At 59.4% G+C, this 13,761-nt stretch carries 14 protein-coding genes; 5 read left to right on the top strand and 9 right to left on the bottom strand.

The annotated features are described in order from the left end of the window. Positions 1-14: 14 nt before the first annotated feature. The gene (locus tag HYH07_RS25715) at positions 15-344 is read left to right on the top strand and encodes a hypothetical protein (protein ID WP_220005124.1); all 330 of its coding nucleotides are present in this window, start codon (positions 15-17) and stop codon (positions 342-344) included. A gap of 312 nt (positions 345-656) precedes the next feature. Then, positions 657-1,478, top strand: coding sequence for a class I SAM-dependent methyltransferase (locus HYH07_RS25720; protein ID WP_220005125.1), 822 nt, complete (start codon positions 657-659; stop codon positions 1,476-1,478). 127 nt (positions 1,479-1,605) lie between these two features. Here the strand turns inward: HYH07_RS25720 and HYH07_RS25725 are convergent, their stop codons facing one another. Then, on the bottom strand, positions 1,606-1,944 hold the full coding sequence (locus tag HYH07_RS25725; protein ID WP_057759758.1) for an H-NS family nucleoid-associated regulatory protein: 339 nt from the start codon (positions 1,942-1,944) through the stop codon (positions 1,606-1,608). 342 nt (positions 1,945-2,286) lie between these two features. Here HYH07_RS25725 and HYH07_RS25730 point away from each other — a divergent pair, with 342 nt between their 5' ends. After that, on the top strand, positions 2,287-3,012 hold the full coding sequence (locus HYH07_RS25730; RefSeq protein WP_220005126.1) for a hypothetical protein: 726 nt from the start codon (positions 2,287-2,289) through the stop codon (positions 3,010-3,012). A gap of 176 nt (positions 3,013-3,188) precedes the next feature. Then, on the top strand, positions 3,189-3,374 hold the full coding sequence (locus HYH07_RS25735; protein WP_220005127.1) for a hypothetical protein: 186 nt from the start codon (positions 3,189-3,191) through the stop codon (positions 3,372-3,374). Positions 3,375-3,760: 386 nt separating this feature from the next. Here the strand turns inward: HYH07_RS25735 and HYH07_RS25740 are convergent, their stop codons facing one another. Together HYH07_RS25740 and HYH07_RS25745 are read right to left on the bottom strand one after the other, a co-directional pair. Continuing rightward, positions 3,761-4,393 (bottom strand): NYN domain-containing protein, encoded by a 633-nt coding sequence (locus HYH07_RS25740; RefSeq protein WP_220005128.1) that lies wholly within the window; start codon positions 4,391-4,393, stop codon positions 3,761-3,763. A 466-nt stretch (positions 4,394-4,859) separates the two neighbouring features. Next, positions 4,860-5,264, bottom strand: coding sequence for a potassium channel family protein (locus HYH07_RS25745; protein WP_220005129.1), 405 nt, complete (start codon positions 5,262-5,264; stop codon positions 4,860-4,862). 395 nt (positions 5,265-5,659) lie between these two features. Here HYH07_RS25745 and shc point away from each other — a divergent pair, with 395 nt between their 5' ends. Beyond that, positions 5,660-7,687, top strand: a complete 2,028-nt coding sequence (gene shc, locus HYH07_RS25750) for a squalene--hopene cyclase (protein ID WP_220005130.1) — start codon at positions 5,660-5,662, stop codon at positions 7,685-7,687. Positions 7,688-8,130: 443 nt separating this feature from the next. On the opposite strand, the gene HYH07_RS25755 is transcribed toward shc, so the two are convergent. The 6 genes from HYH07_RS25755 to HYH07_RS25780 all read right to left on the bottom strand — a co-directional run bounded on the left by HYH07_RS25755 (position 8,131) and on the right by HYH07_RS25780 (position 13,711). Then, complete coding sequence (locus tag HYH07_RS25755) at positions 8,131-8,772, bottom strand: HD domain-containing protein (protein ID WP_220005131.1); 642 nt, start codon at positions 8,770-8,772, stop codon at positions 8,131-8,133. A gap of 184 nt (positions 8,773-8,956) precedes the next feature. Continuing rightward, a complete protein-coding gene (locus HYH07_RS25760) occupies positions 8,957-9,931 on the bottom strand; it encodes a GlxA family transcriptional regulator (RefSeq protein ID WP_220005132.1) in 975 nt (324 codons plus the stop codon). Positions 9,932-10,081: 150 nt separating this feature from the next. Beyond that, entirely contained in the window at positions 10,082-11,221 is a 1,140-nt protein-coding gene (locus HYH07_RS25765; RefSeq protein WP_220005133.1) for an epoxide hydrolase family protein, read from the bottom strand. Between the two features lie 340 nt (positions 11,222-11,561). Beyond that, positions 11,562-12,011 carry a cupin domain-containing protein gene (locus tag HYH07_RS25770; protein WP_220005166.1) on the bottom strand — a complete coding sequence of 150 codons (450 nt, stop codon included), beginning with the start codon at positions 12,009-12,011 and terminating at the stop codon, positions 11,562-11,564. 162 nt (positions 12,012-12,173) lie between these two features. Continuing rightward, positions 12,174-13,028 (bottom strand): MFS transporter, encoded by an 855-nt coding sequence (locus HYH07_RS25775; protein ID WP_312016693.1) that lies wholly within the window; start codon positions 13,026-13,028, stop codon positions 12,174-12,176. Positions 13,029-13,057: 29 nt separating this feature from the next. Further along, entirely contained in the window at positions 13,058-13,711 is a 654-nt protein-coding gene (locus HYH07_RS25780; RefSeq protein ID WP_220005135.1) for an HD domain-containing protein, read from the bottom strand. Positions 13,712-13,761: the final 50 nt, after the last annotated feature.

The following is a 13,761-nucleotide window of genomic DNA, read 5'->3' on the forward strand; positions in this document are numbered from 1 at the left end:
GTGCAGGAATGACAATGAGCTTCTCCTTTCTCACCTCAAGGCCCTGCGTTAGCCTGTTCGAAAATCCAGAAATCCGACTTAAGGACGTTCCGCAAGGAGCGGCTTTAATCCTCGTGCAGCTTAGCCAAGCTGATCACGAATACGGCGGCCAGGAAGTTCTCCTGCCAAAGAACGGCATCCTTCCGGCTGGCGCTCTTCGGACGTTCGGACCTTGCAACCCCGGTGTCTACCAATATGAGGTGACCGTTAAGTCGGCCGCTGGCGAAGTCCTGGGGCGGGCGCGGCAATCGCGTTCGTTTCCCGATGATATCGAGTTCAAACCGCCGTCGAACGAACTACCCTGAAGGAAGCGAGCAGGAGCAACGGAAGGGAGCCTGACAGCAGGCGGCAACTAGAATGCGGTATGCACCGTGAGGTCAAAGAGTGCTGGTTGGCTCGACAGCCATAGTGCTGTTTGGCGCGGCGCTCATCCGGTGGTCAGCGTTCGGACTGTTCGCTGATCGGGACTTATTTTCATACCTCAGGGCGGCCCGCCTTCTCCCATTCAACCTGAGACCAGTGAACGTCGGCTGTTGATCCAGACCGGACTTCCAACTTGGGACCGCTTTCGATATAAGGCGTGTAACGTAGACTACGGTTTGTAGGGGATCTACGAAATGGATCCAGTCAGCGACCCAGCCAAGCTGAAGGCAGAGGCGACGTATAACGCGGCAGCGGACCACTTCGATGATGGCCCGCTTGCGTTCTGGGATCGCTATGGTCGGCTCACCGTACAAAGGCTCTCGCTCGCACCGGGATCGGCGGTCCTTGATGTAGGTTGCGGGAGCGGCGCTTCCGCGATACCAGCTGCGATCGATGTCGGACCGCAGGGGCGAGTTATTGGGATCGACCTTGCAGAACGGCTGCTGACGATTGCGCGCTCGAAAAGCCTCGCGCAACATCTAGACAACGTCGAGTTCCGTCGTGCTGACATGACGGCACTGAGCTACCCAGATGCATCATTCGACGCCGTGATCTCGGTGTTTTCGCTCTTCTTCGTGGCCGATATGGTCGCTGAGATTCGCGAACTGTGGCGCGTGCTGCGGCCCGGCGGAAAGCTCGCCATCACCACCTGGGGTCCAAGAATGTTCGAGCCTGGCTCTGAAGCATTCTGGTCGGCGGTGAAGGCGTTCCGCCCCGGTCTCGTCGCAAGCGTCAGCCCTTGGGAGCGCATCACCAGGCCGGACGCGCTGCGCCAGCTTCTGTCGGAGAGTGGGATCAGTGGCGCTGAGGTGACCTCGGAAGACGGCCGGCAACGGCTTCAATCCGTGGAGGATTGGTGGACCATAGTGCTCGGTTCAGGTTACCGCTGGACGGTCGAGCAGATGAGCGAGGGCGAAAGAGCACGCGTCAAGGACGCGAACCTCAAGAGGCTGCGGGAGAGCGGCACGACATCAGTCGAGACAAACGTGATCTATGCCATCGCGCCGAAGATTTAGCATCGCAATCCCAGCTGCGAGCTCAAGCGCGGAAAGGTCTCGTTTTCTTCCAACCCATCTTTGTACGAGTAACACTACGTGATTTGCTCGTTGGCTTGTTCTTCCCAATATCATCGGGACTGGGCGATCAATTTGCCTGCCGCTTTTGAGCCGCAGCCTGGTCGATTAGGAAATCGTCCAATTTCCGGCCGCTCCGAAGTTGCGGCCGCAGCCACCTGGGCAGCCTGCCGCGTCCCGACCAGGTCTCCGCCGGGTTCTTCGGATTGCGATATTTGGGTCGGACGGGTGGATACGGTCGGCGCTTGCGGTCGAAGCGTGTGACCGCATCAGCCAAGCCAATCTTATGCAGCCGTTCATCCAACCGCGCTTTTTGCAGCAAGAGTTTCTCAGCGAGGCTGGCGACAACTTGTTGATGCAGACTCCAGAGCTCCTCAAGGGAGAGCGAATTGAAATGCTCAGTGTCCATGGCTCAATCCGAATTCTTTGGAGAGAAAGCCCGCGCAGACAACTTGGGAATTAACGAGCAGACAAATCTCCATTCCTCTTGGTCGCACATCCACAGTTAACTCCGGGAGGTAATCGGAGAAAGGCAGGACGGGGGTAATATCATGGCGGCGCATTTATTTGGTGCGGGGCGACTACGGGCGAGCTGTGATGCAGCGTGTAGCAGCCTAGCGCTAGGGCGAGCGTATTAAATCGAAGATCGAGAGCACAATTAATTCATTGCGCGGCCAGATTTAAGCCGCATGATGGCCCAGGTTGGCGCGAACGGTGATGCTGGCCGGGGGCGCAACACCGGGAGTTTTCGATGACCGGTTATTTGCGATTGTGCTTCGTCAGCTTGGTTCTTGTTGAAATTCTTTCGACGGCGCCTGCGTCCTCCAATCCTCTTGCGGACATCTTCAATACCGCTGCACCACAACCTGCTGTGCCCTCTCCGCCGCAAGCGGAATGCGTGGCACGCCCCGGCAGCTCGATCCCCGCCGGCCAGCATTGGGTCTATCGAATGGACGGGCACCGCAAATGCTGGTTCCTGACCGAGAGTACCGCGAAGGTGAAGACCGTTCCTCGACGCGTGGCCAAAGATAGCACCGCCAGTTTGGACCGGAGCGGGACCGTGCGGCCCCGGCAGATCGGGGTCGTTGGTGCGCGCGCGGAGTTGCTGAGCCCGGCACCGGCCGAGCCGTCTCAGCCGCCTCACCCTGAAGTCAAGGTAGCTGATGCTGACTCCGATCTCGATAGAGACATCGCTCTGATGTCGGCGGACCTCATCTCTGCGCATGGCCGCCGGCCGACGCCCCTCGTGCCCGGCCAAATTGATGTCGAGCAACTTCTCGCGACCGCGCCGGCAACCGATGTGGTGACTTCGTCCGAACCTCCGATTATGCCGATCGGCGTACGCCTCGCGGAGGCTGGTAACGAGGCGGCGAGCCGGACGGCAACTTGGCTCGGCGTACTGCTGATGATGCTGGGGATGCTCTTCATCTTAAGCACGAGCCGCTCGCTTCGGCATGCGGTGAGATTGCGCTACTGAAGCCAATACACTTGGGCAGAGTACCTGACGCGCTGCCGTGCGACGGAAGAGTTCCAGGCGCCCGTATAGCCAAATGGCCACAGGTACAAAGGTTCCGCGCGCATTCGTTGAGTTTGGTGCTGCCTCAGGCGGACATTGACTACGGATGACGACCCCGTTGGGATGGAATTGTCGTCATGCGGTACAAAGTGTTCGTGGTGGACAGCAGCCGGCGAGTGATCTGCGCCGCGAAGTTCGATTGCATCGATGAGCAGGCTGCGAGATGTCGAGCCGAGCAAATGTATGGCGAGCACGACGTTGAGCTTTGGGAAAGCGATCGGCTCGTCGCTAACCAAATTTGTCGTTTAGCGGCGGTCAGTTAGCTTCCCTCGACGCAGCTTGCCGGAACCATTTTCGGTTCGGGCTTCACATCACTTTCGGATGCTACTTGCTGGGGCCTTCCTGCGCGTCAAAGCGCACCTGCCGGCAATCGCGAGACGGGTGTCGGGCGGCGCGCGGAGTAACAACAAGCTATGCGAAGCTCGTGGGCAAGCATTGTAATGTCGGAATCCGAACCGACTGGACGCGATCGAGTCTTGTCTAGTTGGTCCGTTGCTCAGAACCGAACTATATTAGCGATCGGCCCGGCGCAAATGCCGGGCTTATTCGTTGCGCCCGTCTTCGCGGCTCAGCTCCAAGGAGCGAGCACGTGCGCCGGAGGAGCCGGTCATATGGCTTTGGGATCACACGAGCAATCTCGCTTCGTAGCTCAGTCCTCGAGCACGCTATCATTTCCCCTGAGCTCTGGGGTGGCCTCACGCACTGGGACCTGGTGCGAGCGATAGCGCGACTCGCGCTCACGGGGTGCCGGCCGTTCAGACGGATTGCGACCAATCTTGGCTTGGAGTTCGAGAAGGTCGGTGAAGACGTCGGCCTGGCGGCGCAACTCGTCGGCGATCATCGGCGGCTGGCTGGCGATGGTGGAGATCACCGTGACCCGCACGCCCCGGCGCTGGACGGCCTCGACCAGGGGGCGGAAGTCGCCGTCACCAGAGAATAGCACCATCTGATCGATGTGCTCGGCGAGCTCCATGGCGTCTACGGCGAGTTCGATGTCCATGTTGCCTTTGACTTTGCGGCGCCCGGCGGGGTCGACGAACTCCTTGGTGGCCTTGGTGACGACGGTGTAGCCATTGTAGTTTAGCCAGTCGACCAGCGGACGGATCGAGGAATATTCCTGATCCTCGATAATGGCAGTGTAGTAGAATGCCCGCAGCAGCGTCCCGCGACTTTGAAATTCACTGAGTAGGCGCTTGTAATCTATGTCGAAGTTGAGTGTCTTCGCTGTGGCATAGAGATTGGCTCCGTCGATGAAAAGCGCAATCTTGCTGGGACCTGACATGATGGACGATCTCTGGACGCAAGTGCCATGCTGCGGGCCCAGCGCGGGTCAACCCGCCAAGTGAGACGGCACTTCTAAGGCTTTCATCGAAGCTTGACCTCGCAAAGCTATACATAGGTATGTCCGCCCAGGAGTTGGGGTCAGCACTATCGATTGTTCTCCGTGCACATGGACCTGGACGGAAAGATCGCGCGAGTGAAGGAACTCATCGCGAAGCGTGAGGAGTTGGATACCGAGCTCAATGAGCTTCTTGGTGGCGCGGCTCGCGAGCGCCGCGGTCCCAAATGCTCGATCTGCAACGAGACGGGACATCGGGCAACCACGTGCCCAACAACGTCGTCCGCGGCACTAACAGCTTAGACTACAAAAGCCCGCTCCGGCGGGCTCTTTTCTGTCGGATCCAGTGCCTTGCGATGCGATGAGGATCTCCTGTCCCAAAAGGCGAACTGGAAACAGGGCGTTTGGTTCAAGCGCGTGTTTGCGCGCGCTGCTTCACGATGGCTGAGGTGACGAGCCCGAAAGCGAATAAGGTAAACATAATCGCTATCGTGATCTGCCCGATCGCGGCGATCCGCGCTGCCGGCGATAGTGGCGCGATGTCGCCAAAACCCGTCGTCGTGAGCGTCGTCAGACTGAAGTAGCTTGCACTCCCGAAATCGAGTCGATGCTCGGTGCTTCGTGCAAAGGCGAAGGCATTCGCGCCAGGTCGATCAATGAGAAGGTAGAGGTAAGCGAAGCCTTCGACAAAAAGCACGTAGGCCAAGACGACAAGTTGGATCGCGTGTGTGAGCGATATCGATCGCGTGTCATGCCCGCCGAGCATCCGGTTGGTGGCCATGATCAGCGCGCCGAACGCAATGCCGATGAGCATCACAGCGCTGATCCCAGCGTATATCTGCACTATCTCGCCATCCGCCGTGTTTCCCCCAGCCAGAAGGTTGTATGTCAGCGGCTCAGCCGAGCTCTGCCGTCCGCGCGAGACAGGCGCAGCACAGAGCGACAACAGCAGAAGATCGATCGAACATCTGATAACGGTCCCCCACAGACGAATTCCGCTTCTGCAGACCTCCGCTCCCGACAAGGTTGCACTCGACATGGGCATGCGGCGAAAGCGGCCCCACTCATCGGCATGGCGGACACGCCTCGCAAGCCCGGCACGGTTGGCGGCGCAATCTGGCGGTCAAATGCCGATGGCGCTTCTCTCTTGAGAGCTCTCGCTTCATGCTCTAAGTGTACAGCTCGTGCAACCATGCCTCAGAAAACACAATGAATCTCAGCCCCTTAGAAACTTCCGCGCCCGTTCGACCTCGCTCCGATCGACTGTCTCGCTCGATCCAAGCAGCGATCGGTTGGCTGTGGGAAACTCAAGATTCGTCCGGATTCTGGGTCGGTATGGTCGAGTCGAATTCGACTATCGAGGCTGAGTGGTTGCTGGCCAGCCATATTGTTGGCTTCGAGTTACCATCTGAGAAAGATGTCATCGGGGCTCTGCTGCAACGACAGCGGCCCGATGGATCCTGGGGAATATACCCTGGCGCCCCGGATGGCGATATCAACTCGACCGTGGAGGTTTACGCAGCTCTGCGGGCCAAGGGATTTGATCCCGGTTGCGACGAACTGGTTCGCGCTCGTACATGGATCCTGGAGCACGACGCGATTAGAAACCTCCGCGTGTTCACGCGGTATTGGCTGGCTATGGTGGGCGTTTGGCCTTGGGAGCATACGCCCAACCTGCCTCCAGAGATTATTCGATTGCCGCTTTGGTTTCCATTCAACATCTATAATTTCGCTCAATGGGCTCGTGCGACCATGGTGCCTCTCACCGTCGTCGCAGCACGGACCCCTGTTTGGCCGCTCCCCGGCGGCAGCAAACTCGAAGAGCTGTTTCCATGTGCCTATGAGGATTTCGACTTTTCGATTCCGGCGAAACGCGCGCGCACCTTCTCGCTGGAATGGCTCTTTTTGAAGATTGATCGCGTCCTTCATAAGGCGCAGAGGCTGAAGCTGATCCCCTTCCGTGAGAATTCGATCAAGCTGTGTCTTGAATGGATGATCCGGCACCAAGATGCGGACGGTGCGTGGGGGGGCATCCAACCCCCTTGGATATATGGATTGATCGCACTGGTTAACGAGGGATACACCATGGACCACCCGGTAGTGTCCAAGGCAATCGGCGCGCTGGGCACACACTGGAGCTATGAGCGAAATGGCGCCACTCATATTCAGGCGAGTGAATCTCCGGTATGGGATACTCTGTTAGCAATCCTTGCGCTCCACGAGGCGGGAGTATCTTCAAACAAGGCCGAAGTTCGCAAGGCGCTGGAATGGGCTCTCAATCAGCAGGTTCTAGTCCCTGGCGACTGGGCTGTTAAGATCAAGAATGTGCGCCCTGGCGGGTGGGCCTTCGAACGCGCCAACAACTACTATCCCGACGTTGACGATACTGCCATTGCTCTGCTCGTTCTCGGAAAGCTACGATCAACGAGCGGCGAACTGCGGCCGAGAGTTGAACGTGCGATTGAGTTGGGCGTCGAATGGACGTTGGCCATGCAGTGCCGCAATGGCGGTTGGGCTGCCTTCGATAAAGACAACGACAAGGAAATTATCTCAAAGATACCATTTTGTAATTTCGGCGAGGCAATTGATCCACCAAGCGTCGATGTCACAGGCCACGTTATCGAGGCCTTTGCGGCGCTCGGGTATGACAAGTGCCACCCAGCTATTCGTCGCGCTCTAGACTACATCCGAAGCGAACAAGAAGAAGCTGGAAGCTGGTTCGGTCGCTGGGGCGTCAATCATATCTACGGCACCGCTGCTGTTCTGCCGGCGTTGAAAGCGATAGGCGAGGACATGACGCAGCCCTATGTACTGCGGGCCATTGCTTGGATCCTATCGAGGCAGAATGACGACGGCGGATGGGGTGAAACCTGCGCATCCTACATGGACCCTGAGCTTCGAGGACGGGGACCAAGCACGCCCTCGCAAACAGCATGGGGCCTTATGTGCCTGCTATCTGCGAATTCCAGCCCCGAGATCGACGTGGCGCTTCGGAAGGGTGTCGAGCATCTCTGCTCAACCCAGAAGAGCGATGGAACCTGGGACGAGGACTACTATACGGCGACGGGCTTTCCGGGCTATGGGATCGGCGCTCGTACCAACTCGACCGCCGAGGAACTTGCCCAGCGCTTGCAGCAAGGTACGGAGCTATCACGCGGTTTCATGTTGAGCTTCAACATGTATCGGCACTACTTCCCGCTGCTCGCATTGGCGCGAATCGCTGCAAATCCTTCCTAGCTAGGTGAGCTTGGATCGGCTTCCGTATCTCGCCAGCTCCCGAAGCGGCACTCCGAGCGTTTCGATGTTCCCAGCCCAGACAGGGACCGAGAAGTTACGCAGGCCATGCGTCTTCCACGTTTGGACAGACTGATAGAGGACCTTGCTCGCCGTCCTCATCGAGTTTCGCGTTGTGAAGAGCTGATCGTTAGCCCAGAACATCAGCTCTCTCATCTTCTCAGGAGACACATGCGGGTGGTTCCAAACCAGGCGCGTGGTGTCGTACTGAGAATAGTCAAACGTCGTTATTCCGTACGTCTTGTGGATGTAATCAAACAATTTGGTCTCGGGTTGAGGCGTCAAGATTTGGATTTGCGGCGCATCGATATGGAAACCCTTGAGTTCACGAATGCATCGATTCGATCTTGGCCTTCCCGCCAGAGATGCCGCACACCACCGAGGGATCAGTGCGGCCAGGCTGAGCCAAGAATGATCGAGCAAAAATTCTGACGGACATAGTTCGTGTCCTTCAGCGCCAGGACGTCCGCCTTCACATTTCCGAACGTCGTCAGCGGCTTCTTGATGATACCGTTGGCGAAGTGATCGATGATATTCTCCTTGAAATTTGTCTCGCGTGGGTGATGGACGCAGACATGGTCGCGCTGTTCTTGCGGGAAGTCGTGAAAGGCGATGCCGAGCACGTCCATCTCCACACCGGCGGTCACCAGCGCGATGGTCGGGCGCATATGCTCGGGGATCCCCGGCGTGGTGTGGAGCGCGATTGCAGTCCAGACGTCCTCGATGTCACGCTCGGGCACGCCGTAGCTTTTCATGAATCTGCGGGCGGCATTGGCGCCGTCGACCTCGAAGCGCAAATCAGGGCTCGAATATTTCTCGGTCAGACCCACGTCGTGGAACATGGCGCCGAGGTAAAGCAGTTCCGGGTCGTATTTCAGCCCGCGGCGCTCGCCCGTGAGAGCGCCCCACAGGAAGACGCGGCGACTGTGGTTGTAGAGCAGGTCGTCTTCGGTATCGCGCACAAGCTGCGTGGCGGCGCGGGCGATAGCACTGTCGGGAACGCGGATGCCGGCGATAATCTCGGACATGGGACAATTTCCTTGGTTGAGTAGCAGGCTCCTTGCTTTTCGGTATTAGGCAACAGAGCCCGTCGCCGGACAACGAGCGGGATGCTATGGATCAGGACAGCGGTACGTCGTTTCCTGACAGCACACCTGTCGGAGCCTTCTTGGCGGCAGGAGACGACTGCTCTATCGCCGGTTAGCTCGCGATCTATTCCGATTCCGCCCGGCGGAAGCTGGCGCGATATTGGACGGGAGTCACACCAAGACGGGTGCTGAAGACGATCCTCATCCGGTCCGCCGATCCGAAGCCGCAATCGAAGGCAATGGCCTTCAGCGGTCGGTCGCTCGCTTCCAGCATCATGCGCGCGGCATCAACGCGGGCGCGCTCGATGAATTCGTGCGGTGTGGTCCCGGTCACCTGCCCGAAATGCCGGGCCAGATTCCGGGAGCTCATTCCGACGACAGCGGCAAGCGACTCCAGCGTATGGCGATCCCCAATGTTCGCCATGACGTGGTCCTGGATGCGTGCGATGGGCGATTGCGGATCGGCAGGTGCCGTGAGATAGGGACTGAACTGCGACTGTCCGCCCTGGCGCTGGGCAACCACGACCAGACGCTTGGCAACCTTGAGCGCCGTTTCCGCGCCGTGCCGCTGCCCGACGAGTGCCAAGCCCAGATCTATCCCAGCCGTCACACCCGCCGCGGTGATCAGCCGTCCATCGCGCACATAGATCAAGTCCGGTTCGACTTTCGCCTTCGGGAATCTCGCCGCCAGCGCCTGTGCATCCTGCCAATGGGTCGTGACACGCCGATCGTCGAGGAGGCCGGCATAGCCCAGCACAAAAGCTCCTGTGCAGATCGAGCCATAAACGCTCGAGCGCCACGGCAGCTCCTTGACCCACCGAAGCAGGCACGGTTCCGGCTCCGCTTCCGGTGGCGTCGGAGTGCCGGCCACCAGAACGATGTCGAAGCCGCCCGCCGCCTCCTCGAAGGTCAGGTCGGCGACCATGCGTATGCCGTTCGACGCGCGTAGCGGTTCGCAGTGAGCAGCAACCAACACGGTTTCGTAGCGATCCGCGCTGCCGAGAAACGTGTTCGCCTCACTGAACACGTCCATCGGACCCGCCACGTCCAGGGCCTGGACCCCTTCACAGACGACGATCGCGACAGCTTGTACCGGCACCTGCCTCTCCACTCAGGAGACTCATTATGCAGGTAGTCCGGGCTCTGACGCAATCTTGGTGCAGCTCCTTTCATTCTGCGCCGATTAACCGGGCTTGGAGCAGATCGATCTTCGTGATGGGACAAGCTTCAGAAAAGGGCGGTTCTCATCTCAGGAGCACTCTCCCGAGACGGTGGCGATGAAGGCGCGAAGGTCGGCCAACATCAGCCCCGGCTCCTCCAAAGCAGCGAAGTGGCCGCCTCTCGGCATGTCAGTCCAGTGAACGATGTTATAGGTCCTCTCCACGAATGAGCGCGGCGTGGGCAGAAACACGGGATCAGGGAATGCCGCGACACCCATCGGTGCTCGCACATGCGTCCCAGGTGGAAACCATTCTGATCCTTCAAGCCGCTTGCCGTGATAAATCCACGTTGCGGTGACGACAGACGATGGCGCGACATAGAGCATGATGTTTGTGAGCAGTTCCTCTTCGGAAAATTTGCTCCAGATGTCTGGGCTGCCGTCGGCAAGCTTGGGAAGGTCCGCCCATTTGCCAAATTTTTCGAGTATCCACGCGGCCGCGCCCACGGGACTGTCGGACAGCGCCACGCCCAGGGTCTGCGGGCGTGTCTCCTGCTCATGATTATAGCCGGTTTCCCAATCAAGAATTTTGGCCCGACGGGCTATCAAATCCCTCTCCTCGACCGATGTCGCCGCCGCGTCCTTGGGAAAGACGCTGACCATGTTGATGTGAAAGCCGAGCAGCGCGTCAGGTCGCTCGTTGGCCATCCAGCTCGCGATATGGGCCCCCCAGTCACCACCTTGGACAACATAGCGGGTTGGTCCGAATAGCTCAGCCATCAGCTGGTGCATGAGGTTAGCGGCCCGACGCGGGCCAATTACCCCAGTAATCGGCGTCGAGAATGCAAAGCCGGGAAGGGAAGGGACGATTACATCATGTCCGTCCGACGAAAGTGGTTCGAGCAGCTGTTCGAACTCCAGGTAAGAGCCTGGCCACCCGTGGAGAAGTAGAACGGGCGGCTTCGAACCGTCACCCCGCATGTGCAGGTAGTGAATTCGCTCGCCCTGGATGTCGGTCGTGAAGTTCGGCAAGCGATTTAGGCGGCGCTCGACGTCACGCCAGTCGAAATCGTTCTGCCAATAGGCGACGAGCCGCCTTAGATCGCCGATCCCTACACCTGCGGACCACCCGCCGGCATCTGGAAGTTGATTCCAATCGTAGCCTGCAAGCTTGGTCCCGATAGCAGCCAGCCTCTCATCGGGTATGTTGATGGTGTAGGGGGCGGCCATGCCGTTCTCCCGATCGTAGGTGTTTAGCGCGAAGTTCCCGACATGGAATCGCTCCGGCTCAAATCGTTGACAACATTACGACCGCATAACGGAGCCGGGTCCGGCTCGTTCCGTTACTTTCTCGCGACGCTCAGGCAGCGCTGGGAGCTCGGTGCCCTTTGAGTTGGGCATCGCCAAGAACGCGACGCATCATCTGTCCCGTTGCACACAGGCAGGATCAGCCAGCATTGGAGCAATGTGCCGGGGTAAGGTTGGAAGTCGATAGGGGTCAATATTCGGCTCTGACGCAAGTTTGGTGCAGCGCCCGACCGTCACGGCCATTGGTGAGCTCGTCGCGACATTATTGTGATCCCGGCGCCTTGTCCGGCGTGGTCAAGGGCTCGTCCTTGGAATCCACGACGAAGACTGCCAGCAAGCTGGCGGACTCGATGTCACTCGCGTTCTCACTGACCCTGTGATGCGAACCGGGCATTTCGTAAAAGCTTTCACCTGCGTGATAGATCTTCGCGGGTTCCTCGCCGACTTGACTGCGGATGGTCCCGGACAGCACATAGGCGTAGATAAAGGCCGACGCTGCGTGGTGATGAGCCAGCGACTTGGCTCCGGGAGGATAGGTCACCGTCACGGCAACCAGCCTCTTTCCTTCGAGGTTCGGCAGTGCGTGCGCGAAGGCGACTTTCACCTGCTCCCGATTCTGCGCGATCGCTGGTGAAGCTCCCAGGGCGATCGCTGCTGCTATCAGCGGAACGGTGGCCGTCCGCCATGCTCCTCCCGCTGCTTTTGTCAACATGCCTCGAGGGTTTGATACAGCACCAATCTGATAGTCAGATCCACTGATCGACATCATCGCATCTCCTCTTACAACGAGTTCACGCAACTGCTTGAAACCAGAACGCAGAGCCGAATCGATGGTCATGGTGACGCTTCCGGTGTGAAGCCATCGCCGCCGCCATCAACTTCGACCTGATGTGCTGCTGCCGCTGAGCAGCACCGACAACAGAGCGGCCAGAGCGAATCCCGCAGCTACCCAGCCGAGCCGCTGCATCGCGCCATTGGAAATGACCGCAGCGCCCGCCGCGGCACCCTTCGCACTGCCGAGGTAGATCGTGGAGGAATTCATCGAGAGACTGATCGGCGCCAGTGCCAGCGCGCCCAGGATATCGCGGCGCTTGGCCAGCGCCAGACGCTTACCCAGGCCGGCCGTGACGCCGGGCCGTTGGCGCGGCAGCCGGATGAGAATCCCGAACAGCGAGACCACCGTCAGCCCCGCCACACCGAAAAAGGTGGCGCGCCAGCCAAAGCCCTGCCCCACCAGTACGCCTAGCGGCACGCCGGCGATGATGGCCAGCGTCAACCCGGTGGTGATAGTGGACAGGGCGCGGCCACGGCGCTCCGGACCGCCCAGTACGGCGGCATATCCGCTGGCCGCCGGCATGAAGCTTGCTGCCGACAGGGCCAACAGCAGCCGCGAAGCCAACAGCCGGGCATAGTCTGGCGCCAGCGCTGCGAGCAGGTTGCCCATGGCGAAGCCGCCCATGGCGACGACCAGCAGCCGACGCCGCTCCAGCCCGGCCGTCAACACGGCCATGACCGGCGCGCCGATGGCATAAGCGAGGGAGAAGGCGGTGACCAAATGACCGGCGGCTGCCAGACCCACGTTCAGGTCTCGCGCCAGGGCCGGGAACAGCCCGGCGATCATGAATCCCTCGGTGCCGATGGCAAAAGCGCCGAGAGTTAGCCAGATGAGAGAGGCCAGCGAGTCGGCGACGGTAGCTTGCGCGCGCTCGGGATTCAGCTCCTGGAGCACAGGATACGTCCTAGTCATGATGGTGAGCCTTATGCGGGGAAATCCGGGAAGGGCGAAGCAGCGATCAAGTCGCAGGCGTTGGGGCTCTTGAACCCCGGGATGAAACGTTCGCAGACGGCGGCGTTGACGGTGCCATACGTGGTCGCCGGCTTGTGCGCAAAACCGGCGAAATACTCCTGAATGAAGCCTTCTTTGAAATTTGTGCGCGGGTACTTGGCGACGATTTCCTCGCGCAGCTCCGCTGGGAACTGATCGAACCCCACCCCGATGACGTCGAGAAGCACACCGGAGTTCAGGAGTGCGACTTCAGGACCCATATACTTCGGGATGCCGGGAGTGGTGTGCAACGCGATCGCTTCCCAGACGGTCTGCACCTGATCTTCAGCGATGCTATGGGTGCTAAGAAACTGCCGCGCGGCATTTGCGCCATCGACCTCGAAGCGCTCGTCTGGACTCGAGAACTTCTTGATCAGCCCGAGATCGTGGAATGCGGCGGCGACGTAAAGGAGCTCACGGTCGAAGCGGAGATTCCTCTGACGTCCCTGCTCAGCCGCGAACAGGTAGACGCGGATCGAGTGATTGAACAGCAGATCGGTGGAATGCTCGCGCAGGATGTCTGTCGCCTCTTTCGCGAGCAAGGAATCGGGAATGACAAGTGCATTGGCGAGATTTGGTGTTGCCATCGTTGCGCCCTTTCAAGAGTTACTGTGGGTTTGGTTGCGCGTTGTGCGCG

The organism is Bradyrhizobium sp. BR 10261, from assembly GCF_019455395.1.
In the GTDB taxonomy this organism is placed as follows: Bacteria; Pseudomonadota; Alphaproteobacteria; order Rhizobiales; family Xanthobacteraceae; genus Bradyrhizobium; species Bradyrhizobium manausense.